Below are 21,637 nucleotides of genomic sequence, written 5' to 3' on the forward strand. Positions count from 1 at the left end.
CGCGTATATATACGGGCTATTTGACTCTAGGGTGAATACCAAATTGGCGAGCTGAATGCTCGCCCCTGCTGGGTAAGGGGTACTTTTTCATCCATTTCAATACCGAAGCGTACCTTGTCAAATAGAGTCCATCGGGGAGTGGGTATCTCCAGGGCGCGCAGGTAGTAGACGGCTCTTTCCTTGGGGTTAAAGTCGGGATCTTTGAATACCGCGACTAGCTGAGGGGAGCCGATGGAGTTGGTGTATTCCGCCGTCTTCATATCCACAGTAGTCCCAACCGGGGGTAGTTTTCCCTCGGTATCCAGTTTACGGCTTCCAGACCACTTCACATTAAAGATCTTCTCCCGGGTGAGTCCGCTGCTATCCAACCAGCCCTTGATGATTTGAATACGGTCCAGGTTGGCGCCCTCAGGGTCTTTCAGTGCTGCGATAAGGAATGTCGGTGCCTGTCCCTCACTGGCTTGAGGTAGCTTCCCGCCCATTGGCACGCCTTTTTTATAGCCATTGGCGACCAGATCACCGTGAATATCCTCATCGTTATAGTCATAGCCTCCAAAGAAGCGAACTGAGATCCGGGGGCCTGTGGTGGCGAAAGTCTCTTTGCGGTACATCGCATCCCATATTGCCTCCCGGGTATTCTCGTTGGCCCAGACTCCCGTAATGCCTGAGGCAGCTTGTTCCCAGCCGAAGTACTCTCCACCAACCCCCTTGAGCAGGGGAAATGCCCAGCGCTCCTTGTTACTGGGTTCCAGGGTCTTGAACTTGCCAAAGAAGTTGTCCTGGTCAGGTGTCGAAAGCCCGGTATGGGTGTCGGTGGCTGCGTTTGCGCCTAGCACGAAAGGGTTGGTGCCCAGCTTCTCCTCCAGGCGAAGGCCAGACTTTAGTGCCTCCCTCCAGTACTCGTATTGCAGGGCACCGGGGGGCTTGGGCTTTAAGATCAGGTTGCCTCTATCCCACAGATCCCAGTTGGCAAATTCATCTTCCGGGGAGAGGGCAGGGTGGGACTCACTTTGTCCCTTTACCTGTACCAGCTCATAAAGGGGTTCATAACGGGCGCGCATTTGTGCCCACTCCGGAGTGAGTTCGGAGCCATCAAACTGCCGCTCGATAAACATACGGCCATTAGACATATTGCCGTTGTGGGGAATGGCGAGTACCCGGCCGCCGGTTTTGTCTTCGTAGGCTTTCATCCACTCCCAGAGTTTTACCGGGTTCTCGGTATCAAAGGTAGTTAGGGGAAGCAGGGTCTTAGTGCGGTCTGCGCCATCACGAAAAATAATATTGCGGTGCAGGTTGTCGCCACCATCGGCGTTAACCGTCCACTCAAAGGCGATAAAGGTAGAAAACTCTCCGGGTTTGTAATATTTCTCTGCGGCTTCAACGGTTTTTTCCCAGGCGGATTTCATCCATTTGGGGTCCATTACCTGCTCGGGCAGTTTGCCTTCTGATTGAAGCACGATGACTTCACTTTTTGCTTCATTGGTCGCTTCTTCGCTGCCTGAAATTAATGCCTCGTGCCATTTTTTCAAGGTGGCATTGGACATCATTTCCGGATTGCCATCGACGATCTCGCTGATAACTCCCATACCGTCTGAATGATCGGTGATCATGAACCAGTCGTAAGGGCGGCTGAGCTTGGCTTTCAGTCCGCTGTTGGAGGTAACAGTTTCTCCCAGGGCAAATCGATAGGCGTCATCGGGAGTAAGAATTGCGCCATCCAACCCCGCATCTACCGACCAGCCAGTATGGACATGTGTATCGCCAAAATAGACATTGCGAGCGATGCGTTTATCGCTGTCCCGTTGGGCTTCCAGCTCCGCTTCTATCTCCGGTGCCATCGCCGTGAGCGGCCGTTGTTTTTCTGGAGTGGCGTCCTCTGTCTGTCGGGCGTTTGAATTTGTATTTTTATCTCCGTCGGGCTTTTTACTGCAACTATAAAGGCTGAGTACAAGAATAAAGAGGAGCAGGGTTAATCCAGCTTTGCTCTTGTGCATCGATGGCGGCTCCATTTCCTGAATGTGTCGGATCGCTTTTTAACTTAAAAGAATTCGTTGCGAAGAGAAGATAAATTACAGCTAGCATAGTTGAGCGACTCTGTTTATTCGCGAATTGGGCCACACTGGGGGCCTTGTTATCTATCGGCACAATAGATAGTCTTCGGCTCCAGTTGAGTTAGCACATTTATGCAACTTCAAGAACATGGTTGGCTAATTCAGTCATATTGAAATATGGCTACGCAATAATCATCGCTTCGGGCGATAGGCAAAAGCAGGCATATGAGTAACAACGAAAAGCGTCCACTTTACATCCCCCACGCAGGCCCCTCCCTACTGGAAATACCACTGCTCAATAAAGGCAGCGCATTTAGCTTGGAAGAGCGTCTCGAGTTTAATTTGGTCGGTCTTCTGCCGAATACCGTTGAGACGATTGAAGAGCAGGCCAATCGCGCTTACCTCCAATTCCAGCAGTGTAAGACTGGACTGGAAAAACATATCTACCTGAGGGGAATCCAGGACGACAATGAGACGTTGTTCTTCTATCTGATCGAACACCATACGGAAGAGATGCTGCCGATTATCTACACCCCCACTGTAGGTGCAGCTTGTGAAGAGTTTTCCAGTATTTATCGCAACCACCGGGGATTATTTGTCTCCTATCCGGACCGGGAATATATCGACGATATTCTGCGCAGCGCCACTAAAGAGAACGTCAAAGTCATTGTGGTGACCGATGGCGAACGGATACTTGGGTTGGGTGATCAAGGTATCGGCGGCATGGGTATCCCTATTGGCAAGCTCTCTCTGTATACCGCCTGTGGCGGTATCAGCCCGGCTTATACCTTGCCTGTCACCTTGGATGTTGGCACCAATAACCGCACTTTGCTGAATGATCCCATGTATATGGGGTGGCGCCATGAGCGGATTTCCCAGGAAGAGTACGATGAATTCCTGGAGCAATTTATTGAAGCGGTAAAGCGTCGCTGGCCCAAGGTATTGGTTCAGTTTGAGGACTTTGCCCAAACCAATGCCACGCCGTTGTTAGAGCGCTATCGCGATCGCCTGTGCTGTTTTAATGATGATATCCAAGGCACGGCTTCTGTAGCACTGGGTACTATCCTGGCTGCCTGCAAGACCTGGCAAGAAACCCTCGCCGCGCAGAAGGTGACAATAGTGGGTGCCGGTTCAGCTGGGTGTGGTATTGCCGAGCAAATCGTCAGTGCAAAAGTGCAGGCCGGTCTGTCCGATGCCGAGGCTCGTGAACAGATCTTTATGTTCGATCGCTACGGGCTTGTGACTTCTGATATGAAAGGTCTGCACGACTTCCAAGCGGCTTTGGCCCAGGACCCGAGCAAGTACGAGGGAGTGTCCAGCTGGAACCTTGAGACATTGATCGGTAATGTTGAGCCCAGCATCCTGATTGGTGTATCGGGGCAGGGTGGCCTGTTTACCCAGCCAGTAATCGAAGCTTTGCACAAGGGGCACCGCCGACCTTTGGTGATGCCACTTTCAAACCCCACTTCTCGGGCTGAAGCGACTCCAACTGAGATATTCAGCTGGACCAAGGGCGAGGCTTTGGTAGCTACCGGCAGCCCCTTTGCAGCGGTAGAAATCGATGGTCATCACTATGCGGTAGCGCAGTGTAACAATGTCTACATATTCCCAGGTATTGGCCTCGGCGTGATTGCTTCCGGTGCATCCAAAGTGACTGACAGTATGTTGATGGCAGCATCCAACGCCCTGGCAGAGCAGGCGCCGGTGGTGAAGGATGGCGAGGGTGCCCTATTGCCACACCTGAATGATATTCGCGAAGTGAGCATGCATATTGCCAGGGCAGTGGCTGCCCAGGCGCAATTGGATGGCGTTGCGCCCAAGGTGAGTCGCGAGCATTTAGAGCGTTTGCTAGAGCGTAACTTCTGGCGTGCAGATTACCGCTCTTATCGTCGTCGCTCTTTCTAAATGAGAGCGCTGGGCCCGCTGCGACTATCGCATCGGGCCTGCATTTAAGCCAGCTTTTCCCCGGTATAGAAGGAGTCCGGCTGGCGCAATACCAAGTAATCCTCCCAGTGGAATCCCTGATTCAAAAACTCAATTGCTGCATTGACGCCAGATAAGAACAGGTGTTCGCAGTGGTGGTCCGGCATGGAAAAATCCAGCCAGTGCGGGTTTTCTCCGGTATCGGTGGGGTTAATGGGGATTTCTTTTACCAGCGCATGGTATTCCGCGTTCAAGCTCGCGCGCACATGGTTGTCGAGCATATTGCGACAAGTGCTGATCAGCCCCATCGCAAACCTTCCTACCTTATCTGATTTTGGCTGGTACAGGTCCACTTCCAACTTGATCCCAAAGGTTGGCAATTTGGGGGTGCCTATGGGTTTATGGAAGATATCGAAAGGGAAGTTGGAGACAAGGCCGCCGTCAACAAATTCAATATCTTTGGGAAAGCCAGCGCGGAAAAAACGTTTGGGATCACCGATGCCTTTAATGCTGCGCCAATTCTCGGCGACAGTATTGCATTCACTTAATTGGGGGATGCCCTTTACGGTGTAGGGCTTAAAGAAACCGGGTACCGACATGGAGGCACGCACGAACTCTGCCGGGTTTATTGCGCTCGGATTATCGAAGTAGAGCGGCGCCTTGGCTGGAAATACCGCGCGGGTCTCGGTAGTGATATCCGCTGCCACCAGGGCAACCTCGCCGCTACCTATCAGGTGGTCCGGTGTGCCGCGGTACAGGAGCTGTGGGAACTGGTTAATTCTCTGGTTGAGCTGTGCGGTGTTAGTAATGCCCAGCTGTTTCAACTCCGTTTGTAGCCACTGGGTAAAGGTATCTCCCGGATTCAGCCCCTTATGCCTGAGCAGGTGCCGCAAGGTGCGGATAGAATCGAAGGGGTGCAATGCCAAACTACTCATCAAGCCTTTGCCCTTGAGCAGGCGCTGTACCGTTTTGCGGGCATAGCGCTCGCCATCTTCAAAACTGGCAAAGTCCGCATTGGCCAGGATACCCAAGAGCTTTTCGCTCTTGCCAGTGCTCGGTGTACCGGCCGCCGCCAAGAAGAGTGCGTTAATGGCGCCCGCTGAGGTTCCTGCAATTTTGCGAAACCGAATTCCCGCCTTTTCAAGAATGTAGGTATATCCCACTAAGGCGATCCCCAGCATACCGCCACCTTCCATCACGATATCGACATACTGAAGGCCCCGGTTGTCTTTTACATCACTGAATACTTTGCCCTCAATGGTGGACTTGGATGCCTGCCAGTGTGCATCCGCTTTTGCGATGGCATTTTCAACCCATGGCGATTTTTGCATGTCGGCTTTCCGTAGTGTGACAGCGATCTACTTTAGATAACTTATGTGCAGGTTGGTGAAAAAGCCAGGGTATCACCCAGAATCAAATTCGCCATAGCGTCCAGTTTGTTTTTCGTGCCTTCCCACCTGGGCATCACTTGATTCATTAAACGGTAAAATCGTTCGCTGTGGTTGTGTTCGGCGATATGGCAGAGCTCGTGCAAAATGACATAGTCGATGCACTGGCGCGGTGCTTTTACCAGGTGGGGATTGAGGGTAATACGCCCCTGGGGGGAGCAGCTGCCCCACTGGGTTTTCATACTGAGGATACGCAGGGGAGGGCGCCCGGAAACCCAAAGGGCCTGCTCAAGCAGTGTATCCAGGCGGCGGTGAAAAATATCTTTAGCGCGCGCCTTGTACCATTCGTCCAAAAGCAGGCGCACTCTTTCGGGATCTTTTTTCCGCACGGATACTTCCAGCTTGCCGCGCAGTAATTTCACCTGTTGTTGGGTGTCTTCAGATTCAATGACTTTCAGCAGATATTGCTTGCCCAGATAGTAGTGGCTCTCGCCGCTGATATATTGCCGTGGCGTTATATATTCCAGCGCTTTGCGGAAATCCCGCAGCTGTTGGTAAATCCAGCGCCCACGTTTTTTTACCGCTTTTAAAACCGCATTGTTATCGATAGGTTCCGGTGCGCTGACCACCACACGGCAGTCTGGGTGTACTTTGATCAGCACTCGCCCACTGGCCTGGGGGCGGGGTTGGCATTCAAACGTGATGCGTTCATCCCCATAGGCAAAGCTCAATTGCCGGAAGTTGGGGTTATTTTTTTGGGAAAAAATAGGCACATTCATGCCGGGATTAGTCTCCGCTTAAACCAACGCGGGTGATCTGTAGGATCATCGCCACCATTTTCTTGGCCTGCACCATACCACTGCCGATGGATTTGCACTCCATAAATAATTTGGGCATCAGCTTTTTATGGATATCCTTCTCAATATTTTGCGGGCTGATGGAGTGCTCCATTACGGACTGGGCAACCATTGTATCGATCTCGAAGGCCAGCTTGATCCACTTATCCTGCACCTGTCTATCACCAACCGCAAAAACCTCCGGCAGGTTTTTCTTGAATACACCAAAATAGGCCTGGGCATGACGATTATCGGCAAAAGCGTTGGGGATTTCGTCCAGGCTGCGGGCTTTTACCTGGGCTTCCAGCGCTTCGAACAGTAAGTACTGCTTGTGTGGGTGATCGAACAGTTTTTCCGCCTCCTCAATCGCTTGCAGCAGTAACTTGGAAAAGGCTTCCTGGGCATAGGGATCGTCGCGCAACTCCTGTTCGATCATACGGGTTACGCGGGTTTTAATAATATCGGTTTCGTTGCGGGTTTTGTCCTCCCCCCAATCTTCAGGCCGCTCCGCCTTGCCCATTTTATTGACTTCGTATTTACCCTCGGGCTCTAAGATTTCCACGCCCACCACATGCTTATCCAACAGGTTTTTTACCTGGGCCGCGTACTGGTCATAGTCCACAGAGATTCCGGTTTGCTGTAGCGCCCATTGGCGCAAACTGGCAAATTGTTTAACCGTCTGTTTGTAGTGCTGGCGATCACTGTCGCTAAAGCTTTTGTCTTCGAAGAAGGTGGCCGATTGCAAGGCTACTTTCAGGCAGGTGGTGAAGTGGGTGAGTGCCTCGTAGAAGTCCTCGCGCACTTTTAGGTTCACATCGACCAACTCACCATTGCGCTGTTCAATTTTGGGCACTATCACCTGACGCAGTTGCTCGGTGTCCTGCTTATTTTTTATGCCGGCGAAAATGCCCCAAAGGTTTTTATACAGCAGGGGCAGGCGCTTGTACTCGCTGCTCATGGGGCTATAGAGCCCGGCGATATCGTCGATATCGTAACCGCCCTGGGTGCGCGCGGCCAGATCCTGGTATTTCTGCATGGTGGTATCCAGCTCTGCCAGGATGCCCCGGTAATCGATTAGCAGGCCAAATTTTTTATCCGGGTGCAGGCGGTTGACCCGCGCGATCGCCTGGATCAGGTTGTGTTCCTTGAGGGGCTTATCGATATACAGCACTGTATTCTTGGGCTCATCGAATCCTGTCAGTAGTTTGTCCACCACAATCAGCAGTTTCAGGGAGTCGTCTTTATCGAAGCGTTCAATCACTCCCTGGGTGTAGCGCTGTTCATTTTGCGAGCCCACATTGTCTTTCCACCACTTCACCACCTCCGGCATCGAGGATTCATCTACCGCCTCGTTGCCCTCGCGGGTATCCGGTGCACTAATCACTACCGCCGATTCAAATTTCTGCGCTTCTGGCCAGTGCTGTTGGGCCTCATCCAGGTACTTTTTGTATTGTATGGCGGTGGCTTTGCTATCGCAGGCCAGCTGGCCCTTTAAACCCGCATCGATATTTTTAACAAAATGGGTGGCGATATCGGTAGCAATCAGTCGAATGCGATCGTCTGCAGTGTAAATCTCTCCCTTGCGGGCAAACTTGCGCTTTAAATCCGCCTGCTGTTCCTCGCTCAAGCCCACGGTGATGCGCTCAAACCAGCGGTCAATTGCGCGCTCGTTAACATTCAAGTCCGGGATACGTTTTTCGTACAGTAGTGGGGTTACGGTGCGATCCTCCACCGCCCGCTGCATGGTATAGGCATGGACTATGGGGCCGAATTTATTGGTGGTTTTGTCGTCTTTCAGCAGGGGTGTGCCGGTAAAGGCCACAAAGGCGGCATTGGGTAGGGCCTGGCGCATACGGATATGGTTTTCGCCGCCCTGACTGCGGTGGCCCTCGTCGATCAGCACAATCAAGTCGGCACTGTCATTGCGACACTCCGGCAGGGCAGTGGCGCCGGTAAATTTTTGCACCAGCGAGAAGATAATCCGCTCATTGCCGCTGCCAATCTGCTGGGCCAAACGCTTGCCGGAAGTGGCCATGGCCGCTTCCTTATCTTTCTTGCCCGCCAGTTCGCCGCCACTGGCAAAGGTATTGCTGAGCTGGCGCTCCAGATCCACCCGGTCGGTGACAATAACCAGGCGGCTCTGTTTGAGACTCGGCTCGAAGATCAGCGCCTTGCTTAAAAACACCATGGTGAAGGATTTGCCGGAGCCGGTGGTATGCCAGATTACGCCGCCCTCCCGCGCGCCGTCATTGCTGCGTTGGGCAATGCGCTCCAAGAGCCGTTTGATACCGAATACCTGCTGATACCGGGCGACGATTTTGCCGGCCTTTTTATCGAACAAAGTGAAGTAACGGACCATCTCCAGCAGTCGCTGGGGCGATAGCAAGCTGATTAACAACCGATCCTGGCCGCCCAGGGCCAGCTCGCCGCCGGCGATCAGGGTTTGGTACCAGTCCAGATCTGATGGGGAGCGCTGTTTAAACAGAGTTTGGATTTGTTCGCTGGAAAGGGGGCGGTTTTTGATCGCCAGCATTTCCTCATCGGCGATATCTTCCTCGCGCCAGGCCGCCCAGAATTTTGCCGGGGTGTTACAAGTGCCGTAGCGACCCTCGGCACCGTTGACTGACAATAATAGTTGGCTGTAGGCGAACAGTTTCGGGATTTCATCGTGGAGCTGGTTGCGCAGGCTCTGGGAGATACCCTCGTCGATAGAGGGGCCTTTCTTGCCATCCGGGCGCTTGGCTTCGATCACTACCAGGGGAATACCGTTAACGAAACACACCATATCCGGGCGGCGGGTCTCTACGCCGCTGGCGCGGGTTACGCTGAATTCCTCGGTAAAGGCAAAGTGATTGTTTTCGATGGTGTGCCAGTCGATCAGGGCAATCGTGGGGGTGGCTTTTTTGCCATCGACAAATTCGGTCACCGAAATGCCGTAGAGCAGGTGGTTGTACAGCTCTTCATTAGCTGCTAGCAGCCCTTTGTTTAGCGCTGGATTGCACACTATGCCAATCAAGTGGTCGATGGATTTTTGTGAGAGCGGCTGCTCTTTACCGGCGAAATGGAAGGTCCGTTTGCCCAGCTCCCGGCGCAGTATCTCCGTGAGTACCACTTGGTCCTGGCGCCCACTACGGGCTGCATTGGCCTCGGTGGGAGGCAAAAACGACCAGCCCAGATTGCATAACAGGGCCAGGGCGGGGATCTTTGCGGCGTATTCTTCTTGGAATTTCGGTACTGCTGTGTAATCCATTTCCACGGTAATGCATGTCTCCAAAGGGAAATCCATTTTTATTGGGATAAAAGTGTCTCTGTTTCCGGGCTGTGGAGCAAGCCGGGAAAATACGCTTGCCAATCTCCGGCTACTAACTGCTGGCTATGCAGATTAAAAGGCAGCGCCCAAAGATGTAGGTTGTCGGAAAAACTAAAGCGCGGCAGGGGTTGGTAAAAATCCCCATGGGCGGGAAAGATCAGGGCCATATGGCCGCGGCCATCCATGTAATAGTTGCCATAGGCAAAGAGCTGGTAGAGATCGGCCTGGCTCAGTTTGTACTTAGTGCTGCTATTACTGGCGTGGCCATTTAATAATTTCCACTTGCTATCCATTACGGCCACTTGTGGGCGACCACCTCCGGTTGTGTCACTTTCCAGCAACAAATCCGGGCGAAGTTGAAACCAGCGGCCATCCGTTTCTGTGCCCTTGGGTTTGTGTTTTAACAGGTATTGGCTGCTTGCCTGGGTGTGTAGGTGAGTGCCGGGTGGCAATGCCTGTTGCAGGCTGTGCGCCACATAAATTTCAAATAACCGTTCCATGGGGAAGAGCAGGGCGATACCGCGATGTTCGCCCTGGGTAAAACTGGCGTTGAGGTTTTGTAAAATTAAATGGCACCAGGGTTTGACCGCCTCATAGCTTTGCATCAACCGGTCCGAGCGCCATTTTGGCAGTTCGGCCAGTGGCACCGGGCTTGCCGGCACCGCCGCCATTTGTTGATTTAAGCTATTGGCCAAGCGCCAGTTATCGGCATTGGCGCAGAGCTTCAGGGTAATTTCCAGGGCGCTTTTGAGCAGGCGGTTTTCACGGATTTGAGGGCTGAAAATATCGTGCTCAATATGGAACCAGGTGGCCCTGTCCGGCGTTTGTTGGGACTGCCGGGCCATATTGAGACGGCCACGAATAAACTGGCTCTCCTCCGCCCGGCGCTGGTAGTCACTGCGCAGCCCGCGTTTTAACAGCCGGCTCAGGGCTTGTAAGAACTGTGAAAAAATCCACTCGTGCAGGGGCAGCGGTTGCTGCTGCAAATCGGCCGGGCCGGCACTGCGGGGGATAATTCCCAGGCTGATGGCGAGCATTTTCTGCAACAGTTGCCGGCTCCGCTGCGCTTCAGTGGCAGAGGGTGGTTGCCGGTGGGTTTTCGGCAGGATTTCGATGGCTTCCCCTGTGGGGCTTTGCAGAAACCCCACATAGCTGCCCAGTTGGATGCTGTGGGCGCCGCTATCCCGAATAAAACGACTGCCTTGGCTCTGCCCCAGTTCCCGCAGCCATGCCAGGGTTTGTGCCGAAACCCGCGCACTATCCAGGCTGGCGAAGCTGGTTTGATCGCTGTGCAGAGTGGCGTACTCGCGAACCTGGATCATACCGCTACTTCGCTTTCGGCTTTTTCCAATGCTGGCGACTTCGGTGATGCAGTGGCGGTAGCTGGGGGCAGTATGCCGCGATAGGCATCGGCTTGGATAAAGGCCTCTGTATTGAGGGAAAAACGCCGCTCATTGATTTGGCTGGCGATATCCGCAGGGAATAATTCGTTTAAAGGTTGTTGGCCACCCTCAATAATAAAGCGGTTGTGCGGATGTTTCGCCGGGTCATTAAGTACCCAGCCGATGCGCTGCCAGTCATCGAAAAAATACTCTTGTAATAGCGGCAGTATCTGCTGCTGGAAAATAGTGGCCAGTTTACTTTCGCGCTCTTCTAAAGGAAGACTGCACAGAGGCAAAAAGTAGCTGTGGCCAATCAGGTGATCCCGATCTAACAGTGCCTCGATACGCTGGTTTAGGGTTGTGAGCAACTCACCGATATCAATACCGTAAACCTGTGTACCTGCCAATAATTCAGGATTGGGGGGCATTTCTACAAAGCTAAAGCGGCGGCGCAGGGCCAGGTCCAGTTGAGCCAGAGATTTATCGGCGGTGTTCATGGTGCCGATTACGTACACATTGGGCGGCACGGCGAAGGTCTTTTTGGAGTAGGGCAGTATCACTTCGCGGGCATCCTCGGCACCCTTGCGCTTGGCAGGTTCCAGCAGGGTGATCAGTTCACCAAAAATCCGCGAAATATTGCCGCGATTGATTTCGTCGATAATCAAAACCAATGGCTTTTGCTGTGGCTCGCTAATATCCTGCGGTGCCAATAGCTCTGCAAGTTTGACTATATCAATGGTGGAAGGACGCAGCTCGTAGAGTGTCATTTGTGAGAGTGCTTTTTTAAACAGTTGCTCACGGGGCAGGCTGGGTTCGTACTGCCGGTGCCATTTTACCGGGCGCGCCTGCTGGTAACCGGTGCGCTCATCGGTTACCAGGCGTTGGTAGTCGCCGGTGATTTCCGCAATTGCGCGAAACTTGCGGTTGCCATCGGAAATAACCACCAAATCCCCAATTCGAAGAGTATTGCGGAAGTTATGTACAGCAGTGATGGGGTAGTCAGACTGCTGAATCTCTAGGCTATTGGCCGTCTCAAACTGTTTGCGTACGGAATCGCGGCTAGTACAGCGAGAAAAATCGATACTCTCGCCATAGCCCAACAAGACATAATTATTTTCCAAGCACTCCTGATAAATATCGTCGTTGTCCTCCAGGGTATTGCCCAGGGACATTTTCCAAAAACGGCGGCCATTAAGGTCAATCTGTTCGCCGCTCTGGCGGGTAACTTTGGCATCGGCGGACTCACATAATTCCTTAAATACACCGTCCTGAACGGAATAATTTAGTTGCCCGTTGTCACTACTCTCGGCGCGGATACCCTCAATAAAGTCCTCGTAGGCAAAACTCTGGTGAAAGGTGGTAAAGACAATGCGCTTTTCTGCCTGTAGAGCGTCGTAGCGCTCTCTCACTGCGCGATTATCGGGCTCATCTTGATTGGCGTACCACTGCGGGTCGGCGATCTGTACGGCCAGGTGGGTGGTATTGTAGGTTTTGCCGGTGCCGGGAGGGCCGAACAGGATTTGGTTGAGAGGCTGGATAGGTAAGTTAGTGAGGGGGAGTTTCTCATCCATAAGCTCATTCTCTTGCGAATCGTTCTCTGCGTAGAGCCGCCAGATCAGAATATTGGTTTGCACATCATCAAAAGTTTCCGGCTTGTACTGGTTGATGATTTTCTTGAGAGCTTTATTACTCGCCAACCAATGCTCTTTTCCATCAGGAAGGTCTATATCCCATCGCCGATGGATTTCATTTAAAAGCAGCCTAAAAATATTGGGGGATACCACAGTGGTACATTGGTTGGGGTGAGCGGCAGCAAAGACCCGGTTAATCACTGAGTGCAACACGCCAATAACCAAGCCCTGGGATTTAAAAGCAATAAAGCTATCGACAACCTGACGGTGTGTTGCTTCTGAGCCATCAGAAAAAATTTGCCAGGTTAGGCTGCGAAACTCTTGTTGTAATTGTTCGAGCGCTTTCCGTGAGAGGGCTCCTGTCTTTATGGTGGCGACGCCATTGCTGCGGGTCCACCACAAGTCTTCCAGTAGCTTATCGGAAATAGTACCGGTTTCTCGCGCCTCCTGAATACGGGAAAGTAGATCTTTATAATCTGCTTCCCACTGGGCTTTCGAATCGAGAAAGGTTATTCCGGCAGCGCCGAAAAGTGTAGCAACGGCGCTAGAGAGTTTGCGGGCGCTGGTGGTTTCCGTATCCATCTATATCATCCCTGTAACTGGTTATTTTCTTGGTTTGGACTGCCCCGGATTTCTAGCTGGAGTACTTAATGCAAACAGCAGCGTTTAAACTTTTTACCGCTGCCACAGGGGCAGGGGTCGTTGCGGCCGGTTTTGGGGTCTGCTCGGTGGGGACTGGAGTTGGTTGAGAGTTCCGGGGCCCGTTGTTGCAGCCAGTGACGGTGCAGGGCGCGGGCGGCGGGTTCTATTTGGGTGATGCTGTGCTGGTGCTCTGCATCGGTGAGGGCGCCGAGGTGATCGAAGTGTTCCTCGCGGCCGTGTAGGGCGATGGCTTGCAGCTGGGTGTCCAGTTCTGCGGGCAGGTTGGGCCATTGGCCCAGGTCGACGCCGCGCATATAGCCGAAGCACCACTCCTCGACGATGGCGAAGGGAGCTTCGCCCTCTCGCTCGGTGATACGAAACAGGGCGCTGAACTCTGCGGGGGTTTCCACCAGCATCATGGCATTGCTGTTCATCAGCTGGAACAGCAGCGCGGTAAAGCGCTGCATCTCCTCTTCACTCTGCCACTCCGGCTCATTGCCGGGGCCGCCCCAGAGGGCGGAGAACCAGCGGCTGGGGGGAATCATTTCCGGGCCGGACACCAGGGCGGTGAGAAAACCGTCCAGTTCGCAGATATCCAGCACCGAATCGTCGTTGCCGTATTTGAGCAGCACGTCCTCAATAAATTCCAGATCGGCTTCACTGATGGGTGTATCGAGATTGAGGGTTTCGCTAAATGTCATTGGGCGTCCTCCAGCAGGGCTCGGCGCTATTGCTGCTCTCTTGTCCTTTGTGTACTGCTGGGGATGGTGATTCAGCTGCCGGGTGGCGTCAAGGGTTGGGGACCGCTTGTTTCTTTAGGGGAATCGGGTTGGTTGTTTATTGTTCAGCTAGAGGTCTAGTTTTGTCGAGGGTATTGGGTCGGCAGGCTTGGTATGTTCCAATTGCTCGTCAATCTTGTAGAAGTGGGGTTCGCAGTTACTATTGGTGTTATTGGTTATATGAATAATTTCGGTGGCTACAAATAAATAGCTGTAAGTACTGAAGTGCCCATACCTGCCGGGGCCGTGTAGTTCGCCTTTTGCGATAAGAAAATGACTGCTCCAGTCTACAACCTCAATATCTGGTTGCGAACTAAACCAAATAGATTTGGGTTCGATTACTCTATCAGTTTGAGCTTGTAGAAGCTGGATGTTACAGGGCTCAAAGGTGTGCGTTTCTGGCGCTATGGCTAAGTTGTCTCTGAAGTACCCAATTAGTTTTCTATCTGTTTGATTAGTACATGTTTCGATGAGGGAAAGGGTGGTAGGAAAGTCCTGGTCTGGGGTGCGCTGGTATTCTAAGCCGCAGTTTCTACTTTTCTCAATAGTCTGTTGCGGTAAGTTATAGCCACCGAATCGCTCTCCCGCACAGCTGGATAGCAGTGGTATCGCTACTAGACGTACGTGCCTAAAAATCTCATGTTGAAATACTACCCTAAAGATCATTAGGGTGTATTTAATTGTGGGCACAATTAGTTTGTACTGTTTATTCCCCCTTTTTGGATATTGGCATCCAGCCTAAATAGGTGCGGGCATTTTCATAATGATCCATACCCACTTCCCAGGTGGTATTAGCGTCCCCATTAATAGATCTTGTTGATTTCCATATTACCCGTACATAGCCGCGGCTGGTGGCATCCCCTTTATGGGGCAGGCGTTCGCGGCAACTGATCCACTGTGGGAGTTCTGGAGTGGCCACTTTGTCTGTTATTGAGGGGGAGTGATTGATCAAATGATTACTCCTTTTGAAAACAGGGTTTTTATTGGAATTTTCTTAACCAGCTTTCTAGCTCGGCAGCTTCTGCTCACTGCCTAATCGCTTCGGATGAGTATAGTTGCTGTTTGTGATTTCTGCCGCCTGATAAGCTCGGTTACTACGGAAAGTAAAGGTTAGTTTGTAAAGCACTAGAGGGCGCCATACTAAAGTTGTTAACACCCTTGGATTTGGCTCTTGAGTAGTGCGGGCGGAAATTAGGTGGCAGGTAAACCCTTTATGGCTCGAACTGGGATGATGTTAAAAGTGGCAGCTCTAGTGGTGACTATTTTTACGCTGTTTGTAGTGGTCTAATACTTCCGGGTACTTCGCTAAGACGGTAAAACCGCCAAGCGAGGTGAAGTATGACAACAAAAGGTACACGCCGGCAATTCAAGCCGGAGTTCAAAAAAGACGCCGTAGCCCTATTAGTCCATGCGGAAAGTAATGTAACTAATCTAGGGCTGTCCGTATAATGTATCTATTATGCGTACACCTAAACCTGTTCAAGTTTCTGACAGTGACACGGATATTTTGAACGAGTGGTGCCGGTCAACAACTCTTCCACATGGTCAAATTATGCGGGCGAAGATTATTCTTCAGCTCAGCGAAGGCATGACTCCTACAGATGTAGCTATCGCACAGCGAGCGTCACCGAAGACTGTTCATCGCTGGCGAAGCCGCTTCGAACACGAAGGTATTGAAGGACTGCGAGAACGTACTCGTAGTGGGCGACCAACTGTTATCGAAAAGGACGTTGTAGATCATGTATTGTTTTTAACAACACAGCGTATACCGGAAGAAGCGACACACTGGTGTATTGAGCTAATGGCTAAATACGCAGAAGTAACACCATGGCAGGTTCGGCAGATATGGAAGCAGCTGACCTACGACCCCATCGCCTAAAAACGTTCAAGATCAGCAGTGACCCTGAATTTTCTGAAAAGGTTATCGACATTGTGGGTCTATATATGAACCCACCAGAAAACGCGGTAGTTCTTAGTGTTGATGAGAAAACACAAATTCAAGCCTTGGATAGAACTCTGCCCGGTCTCCCTCTAAATCCGAGTCGAATAGGCAGTCGGACTCATGATTACAAGAGGCATGGTACTGCGAGTTTGTTTGCCGCCTTCAATACACTGACTGGAAAAGTGATTGGAAAGGTTGTGAATAGAACTATCAGCAAGGAATTTCTATCATTTTTGAAGTTGGTCGATCGACGTACAGATTCAAATAAAGATCTCCATATAATATTGGATAGCCTCAGCGCACAGAAGATGAAAGAGGTTTGAGATTGGGTGGAATCACGTCCGCGCATTCACCTTCATTTTACCCCTACCAGTTCATCATGTTGAATGCAGTAGAGGGATGGTTTGCCCAACTAGAGCGTAGAGCGCTATACTGGAGAGTATTCACGAGTGTTTCGGAGCTAAAGTCAGAACTGGAATACTTTATCAAGATTCATAATGCTAAAGCTGCAAAGCCATTTAAATGGACAAAGCCTGCCGGTCAAATTCTGGCTTCAGTAGAACATGCAAAACAATCATTACAGAAAAACAATCATTACAGAATTAATCGCATAGACCACTAGCCGCTTATGAAACGACTAGCCTCTTGTGGTATTAAATTAACAATTCTTTTAAATTAGTCAGAGCGATGACACTCAATTGGTAGCCACGGATAATGGCACCTATTAGATTCAGTTTTGTTGTCTTGGTCGGAAGAGGCTTCGTCAGCGGCGAAAGCCGGCATAAATGTACAAACTACGGCTAGAAGCAAAGCTCTAAAAGAAATTTTTTTAATCATCATTTAATCCTTTAATTGATATAAGTCTCTTGAAGGCTAACACGTCAATTTAAAGCGCACAAGGCATGAATCATTACCATGCTTTCCTATTGCAAAGATAATCAAAGTTCCGGGACCATTCCTGCGGTAGTGGCTGGCCGTGCCTCTATGTATGAATGGCGCTGTAGGTCGGGTGCCCCGGAAATTATCAGGCAGATTTCTAAACCCGATGCCCGGGTTTTTTGTCTAATTATTGGTATCGGTTAGATAGGCCCGTTTCTGTTGAGTAGGGAAAGCCTATAATCAGAAGGCTTTCTCTTCCCGCCTACCCATAAGTTATCCCTGTCCTTCCATCTTTTCATTGTCCATGCGCTTGGCGAGTTTGTGGCCTTCGTCCGACTGCCCAATTTTCCAGTAACTGGAGATATAAATATGGGTTTTAGGGATTGCTCTTTCCTGCTTAAAGAATTGCCGTAGGGTGCGCATGCTGTCGAATTCACAGGCGGCCCATACGGAGGCCTGTCCATCGAGCCAGGTTAGTGCCTGTAATTTTTCCAGTAGTTTCTCGCCGGATGGAGCCGGATTGATAATCCATTGGATTTGCAGATTCTCTGGGTGTTCCAGCTCTTGAATATCAGCTTCACTGGAGACCTCAATTAATGCGTACCCCTTTGCATCCTTGGGTAGCTCCGCAAGGTTTACGCTGATGGCTGGCAGTGCAGTCATGTCCCCCAATAGTAAAAACCAGTCTGCCTCGGGATTGGTCATTTTTTTGGGGCCGGGGCCGCGGGTTAAGATCGTATCGCCGGGCTGTGTTTTAAGTGCCCAGCTTAGAGCGGGCCCTTCGTGTTCATGCAGGGCGAAGTCGATATCAATTTCAGTTTCACGCTGGTGTCTGATGGTATAGCTTCGCAATAGCGGACGCTCGCTTCCAGCTTGTGGAAACAGAAATTTGATATAGGCGCTTTCCTGATTGGGGGCGAGAGTTTTTAAATCATCGCCACCGAGGGTGATGCGCAGCATATTTTCAGTAATTTGTGTCCTGCGAATAACGACCAATTCTCTGGTAACTTTCTCGGCCATAGGGTTTAGCTCCTTTCGTCAGGGGTGGAGTGTTCTTTCATATTGGCGACCATAACGCTGGCAATGCGGGCGAAGTTTTCTAGTTCTTCAGTACTCAAGTTGCGAGTCATTTGTCTGGCCACTTCAGCTTCTTGTCCGCTTACTTTTTCCAGCGTGCTTATTCCGTCTGTAGTTAGTGTCAAAAACTGGCTGCGCCGATCATTGGGGTTGTCGGTCTTTTCGATTAGCCCCGAGTGCACCAGGTCGTTTAGCACTCGTGTTACTTGGGCTTTGTCCAAATTCATCCGCTGGGCAATTGACCGGGCAGTACTCAGTGGAAATTTGAAGACACCTTTGAGTACCCGTATATGGCTCACCGGCAAGCCAATTTGCTGCTCCTGTATGCCAGCTCGCAAACGCCGTTTGTAGGCGTGAATAAGCTGGTGGAGGGATTCATTGATTGCGGTATCTTTCATGGCGCCATGCTAACTGGTTGATAGTGTCAACTTTATTGATATTGGTTGACTCTGTCAACTAAACTTAGATGGAGAGAGGCTGGATTGGTGGTCTGTGGAGGATAATTTGGATGGGGGTGTAGGGAGGCTGGGAAGGGGGTACCCCCTTCCCGTGAGCTTAATTAGGTGTTACCAAGTCAAGCTGATATCGGTTCCATCAAACTTTACATCTGAATCGTACACATACTTCAAGGTACCTTTCCAGAAGGAGCCGTGCCATTCCCAGTCGGCATCGTAACTTACCTCATTGAGTACTTTCTGTCTGAAAGCATCAAAGCTCCCGTAGCGCTCTTCACTTCCCATAATGACGACCCAGGTCTGCTCGTTCCAATCGCAGGTCACAGTGTTGGAGTCACCATTGCCGCAGGGGTAGCGGACGGCAACGTATCCATCATCTTCCCTACCAAACTTCCAGTTACCGCTGCGGGACTCCTCCTCGAACTCTTCGGGCCACTGTAGAGCGACATCGGAGCCGCCGGAGTGAAACAATTCTATCTCCGGATAGGGGTTGTACTGGATCACGGCGACATTGTTTACCTGCTTTATTTTCGGCAGGTGGTCATTTTGCATGGTGCTATTGCCGTCGCCGACTTTTGCCCAGATAGACTGGGAGCCGGTGGTGGCTATCCAGGGGGTTTGTTGGTAGCCCTGGCGGCCTCCCCAATAATTCTGGATGGAGTGCATCATGACTCCGCCATCTTTGTACATGGAGAAGTTGGCCGAGGAGAGTACGGAACTGCGGCTGAATACAGCCCCCGCCTTGGCGGCCGCAGGGGCGGCTGCTTCGGATAGTCCCAGGAACTGGTCAAATGCTTTGAGCCCCTCATAACCTTCGAGTTGGTATTTGCTGGCGAACCAGGCGGTATCCGCTGCGACATCGGGGTGGAAGTAGGCTCCCTGGCTCCAATAGAAGGGTACGCGCTCTTCCCGGGGAAAGTCTGCATAGATCTCGTTTCTGGCATCCCCCAACGAATGGCCGACTGAATAATTTATGTTGAGATCTTTACCGAAATATTCGAAAACCTCATCGGTGATTTCCAATCCGGAAGTGGCGAGCATTACTCCGGCGGGACTGGGGGTGCGTACTGACTCTTTGCCCAGGCCTGTCAGGAGGTAGATAATCCGGTTGATATTCCCACCGGACCCATTGCGGCGGTAGCCGTCATTACTGCGCCCGGCTGCGGCGAAGTTGATCCCCTGGTCGTTGGTCACCAATAAAATATCTTGCAGCAAGCGATGAGCAGCGCCGATTGCTAGTTCACGGATTTCCTCATCCTCTGCAAAGTCTACGAGGTTTAGCAGTGCCGAGAGGGTATAGGGGTAGTAAACAGGGGAGTAGAACTCATAGAAACCATATTGGTTCTTCACTTCCAGGTAGCGCTTTAGGCGCTTATAAGTTCTGTCGTCCTCAAATGCCCCATATTTCTCCTGGAGGAGATATTGGGCAGAGGTGTACATGATCATATGGTTTTCTGAAGCAAAGACATGGTCACCCGTCCCGCCTTCATTAAACCAGAAGTGATAGCCGTCGAGTGCGGCAAAGAGTTCGTCTTTTATTTCGGGGCGGAAGAACAAGATGCGGATTAGGCGGGTGAGAGTGAAGTCAGAATTTTTCTTGCCGCCGTTGCGGAGTACATCCAGGTTCTTATTTAGCGCATCCCAGTTGAGATCATCACCGGTGTATGCCTGAAGTACGACGGCAGTATCGTTGGTAGAGGTGACTCCTTCCTCAATATATTGCAGCTGCCTGTCAATATAGGCGTTCTCATCAAAGGACTGGGCTTGAGACGTCGCTGACTGAATCGCCAATCCTAATAAAATCGGGTACAGCACTCCTGCTGATGGCACTTTCATAAGTACTAGTTCCTATTTGGTTTTAATTGATTTATAAAATAAATACAAGCGTACCACTTATCTATTACATAAATTTGGCGCTTGAGAAGCTAGTTATTTTCTTTCGGGATTAGTTGCAAAAACGATCAGTGGATATTGCTGGTTCTCAAATTGAAAATATTTTTTAAGTAGTCATTCTTGAGAAGTAGGGGGCTGGTGCTTTATCTAATTTTTCTGGCGTTTCCGCTGTGTCTAATTGGTACGCAGACGTACTCAAGATAAATCTGGTTTATGCTCTGTATTATTGGGTGGGTAAAGTAGAAAAGTTACTCTGTCATCTCGGGTGGGGTTGTGATTCGTACGAGAGGTTATTTTCCGTTGAGTGACGATGGTTCTTCTATATTGTGGTTTGATTCGCCAGTAAATATTGCAGTGTTTCTACAGCTCTAGGAGAGGGAGATGAAAAACCTACTGATATTCTTCGCAGCCGGAAGCCTCGGTGCTTTGGCAAACAGTATTGCGGTGTGGCTATTTGGCCAGTTGGGGATTAATGCCGCTTTGGGCGTATCAATTGCCCCTCCTCTATCTCCTGAGTGGCTTTATCCTCGTATTGTTTGGGGTGGCTTGTGGGGACTGCTATTTATTCTTCCGTTCTGGTCATCAAAGTTACTTGTAAAAGGAGCTCTTCTTAGTTTTTTTCCCTCTGCATTTCAATTGTTTGTGGTTTTCCCTGTGATGGCGGGGAAGGGTGTTGCCGGATTTGAGTTGGGAGTCTTAACACCAGTCCTGGTATTGTTTTTCAATTGGATTTGGGGTGTTGTTACTGCCCTAACTATTAAGGCTGCTCGGTAATAGGGTGTTAACTTTGTGGTGGTAGGCTTGGCGCTATAGAAATGTTGGCCGCTGTTACTTCAGGGGCAGTTCGACCTCGCTATATCGCTTTTCTCCTGCAAACTATCGATCTTATGTCAAGGTTGTACGTTACTCATGTAATCTATCTATTTCGTATCAAAGTTATTCGAATGGGGAAGTTGAACGTGGGAAAAACGGCAAAAATCTGTAGCCTTATCTGCTCTATGATAATTCTTGTGATGGGCTTTATTACAACTTCACAAGCAGCTGAGACTAAGCGGATACTAATCGTTGCTTCTAATCTTCAGGATATGGGTGATCCGGAGAAACACGATGCAAGAAATAATTTGTGGGAGTACGCTCCGCCTTACCATATTTTTGTTTCCCATGGGTATGACGTGGACTTTGTTTCGCCAAAAGGTGGGGTGGTCCCGTTTATGATGGATCCACTGGGAATTAGTAGTTACACCATCAAACATGAAGGTTTTTTAGAGCGGGCTAATAGTTCACTAAAGCCTGAGCAAGTAGTTATAGAGAATTATGCAGCTGTTTATATCGGTGGAGGCTATGGAACCTTATTTGATGTGGCATCTAATCGTGAGCTGCTAAGGAGCCTCTGAATAACTCCGTAATGCCTCTGCGGGTCTTGAAGGCTGCAGATGTTAGGCGCAGCTC

15 protein-coding genes and 1 pseudogene are annotated in these 21,637 nt (G+C 50.7%); 4 read left to right on the forward strand and 12 right to left on the reverse strand.

Features of this window, described 5'->3' with window-relative positions; all coding sequences use genetic code 11:
• Positions 1-26: 26 nt before the first annotated feature.
• Entirely contained in the window at positions 27-1,994 is a 1,968-nt protein-coding gene (locus tag ACJJI6_RS02780; RefSeq protein WP_475712440.1) for a DUF3604 domain-containing protein, read from the reverse strand.
• 282 nt (positions 1,995-2,276) lie between these two features.
• Between ACJJI6_RS02780 and ACJJI6_RS02785 the strand changes: the two genes are divergently transcribed.
• Entirely contained in the window at positions 2,277-3,956 is a 1,680-nt protein-coding gene (locus ACJJI6_RS02785) for an NAD-dependent malic enzyme (RefSeq protein WP_444928179.1), read from the forward strand.
• A 44-nt stretch (positions 3,957-4,000) separates the two neighbouring features.
• Here the strand turns inward: ACJJI6_RS02785 and ACJJI6_RS02790 are convergent, their stop codons facing one another.
• The 8 genes from ACJJI6_RS02790 to ACJJI6_RS02825 form a co-directional block, all read right to left on the reverse strand.
• Positions 4,001-5,305, reverse strand: coding sequence for a patatin-like phospholipase family protein (locus ACJJI6_RS02790; protein ID WP_475712441.1), 1,305 nt, complete (start codon positions 5,303-5,305; stop codon positions 4,001-4,003).
• Positions 5,306-5,346: 41 nt separating this feature from the next.
• The gene (locus tag ACJJI6_RS02795) at positions 5,347-6,141 is read right to left on the reverse strand and encodes a M48 family metallopeptidase (RefSeq protein ID WP_475712442.1); all 795 of its coding nucleotides are present in this window, start codon (positions 6,139-6,141) and stop codon (positions 5,347-5,349) included.
• A gap of 7 nt (positions 6,142-6,148) precedes the next feature.
• Complete coding sequence (locus ACJJI6_RS02800; protein WP_475712443.1) at positions 6,149-9,472, reverse strand: type I restriction endonuclease subunit R; 3,324 nt, start codon at positions 9,470-9,472, stop codon at positions 6,149-6,151.
• Positions 9,473-9,486: 14 nt separating this feature from the next.
• Positions 9,487-10,830 (reverse strand): McrC family protein, encoded by a 1,344-nt coding sequence (locus ACJJI6_RS02805; RefSeq protein ID WP_475712444.1) that lies wholly within the window; start codon positions 10,828-10,830, stop codon positions 9,487-9,489.
• A complete protein-coding gene (locus ACJJI6_RS02810) occupies positions 10,827-13,103 on the reverse strand; it encodes a DUF8426 domain-containing protein (protein WP_475712445.1) in 2,277 nt (758 codons plus the stop codon). The genes ACJJI6_RS02805 and ACJJI6_RS02810 overlap by 4 nt, the downstream gene beginning before the upstream one ends.
• A 65-nt stretch (positions 13,104-13,168) precedes the next feature.
• Complete coding sequence (locus ACJJI6_RS02815) at positions 13,169-13,864, reverse strand: YecA/YgfB family protein (protein WP_475712446.1); 696 nt, start codon at positions 13,862-13,864, stop codon at positions 13,169-13,171.
• Between the two features lie 147 nt (positions 13,865-14,011).
• Complete coding sequence (locus ACJJI6_RS02820; RefSeq protein ID WP_475712447.1) at positions 14,012-14,632, reverse strand: hypothetical protein; 621 nt, start codon at positions 14,630-14,632, stop codon at positions 14,012-14,014.
• Positions 14,633-14,648: 16 nt separating this feature from the next.
• The gene (locus ACJJI6_RS02825; protein ID WP_475712448.1) at positions 14,649-14,894 is read right to left on the reverse strand and encodes a hypothetical protein; all 246 of its coding nucleotides are present in this window, start codon (positions 14,892-14,894) and stop codon (positions 14,649-14,651) included.
• A 507-nt stretch (positions 14,895-15,401) separates the two neighbouring features.
• Here ACJJI6_RS02825 and ACJJI6_RS02830 point away from each other — a divergent pair.
• A pseudogene (locus ACJJI6_RS02830) lies at positions 15,402-16,506 on the forward strand (IS630 family transposase).
• Between the two features lie 530 nt (positions 16,507-17,036).
• On the opposite strand, the gene ACJJI6_RS02835 reads toward ACJJI6_RS02830, so the two are convergent.
• The 3 genes from ACJJI6_RS02835 to ACJJI6_RS02845 form a co-directional block, all read right to left on the reverse strand.
• Entirely contained in the window at positions 17,037-17,783 is a 747-nt protein-coding gene (locus ACJJI6_RS02835; RefSeq protein WP_475712449.1) for a siderophore-interacting protein, read from the reverse strand.
• Between the two features lie 5 nt (positions 17,784-17,788).
• Positions 17,789-18,238, reverse strand: coding sequence for a MarR family winged helix-turn-helix transcriptional regulator (locus ACJJI6_RS02840; protein WP_444958016.1), 450 nt, complete (start codon positions 18,236-18,238; stop codon positions 17,789-17,791).
• A 168-nt stretch (positions 18,239-18,406) separates the two neighbouring features.
• Entirely contained in the window at positions 18,407-20,131 is a 1,725-nt protein-coding gene (locus tag ACJJI6_RS02845) for a hypothetical protein (protein WP_444933520.1), read from the reverse strand.
• Positions 20,132-20,569: 438 nt separating this feature from the next.
• Here ACJJI6_RS02845 and ACJJI6_RS02850 point away from each other — a divergent pair, with 438 nt between their 5' ends.
• Together ACJJI6_RS02850 and ACJJI6_RS02855 are read left to right on the forward strand one after the other, a co-directional pair.
• Positions 20,570-20,962, forward strand: coding sequence for a hypothetical protein (locus ACJJI6_RS02850; RefSeq protein WP_444933519.1), 393 nt, complete (start codon positions 20,570-20,572; stop codon positions 20,960-20,962).
• Positions 20,963-21,147: 185 nt separating this feature from the next.
• Entirely contained in the window at positions 21,148-21,582 is a 435-nt protein-coding gene (locus ACJJI6_RS02855; protein ID WP_444933518.1) for a type 1 glutamine amidotransferase family protein, read from the forward strand.
• Positions 21,583-21,637: the final 55 nt, after the last annotated feature.

It is taken from the genome of Microbulbifer maximicatervae (SeqCode), from assembly GCF_056232625.1.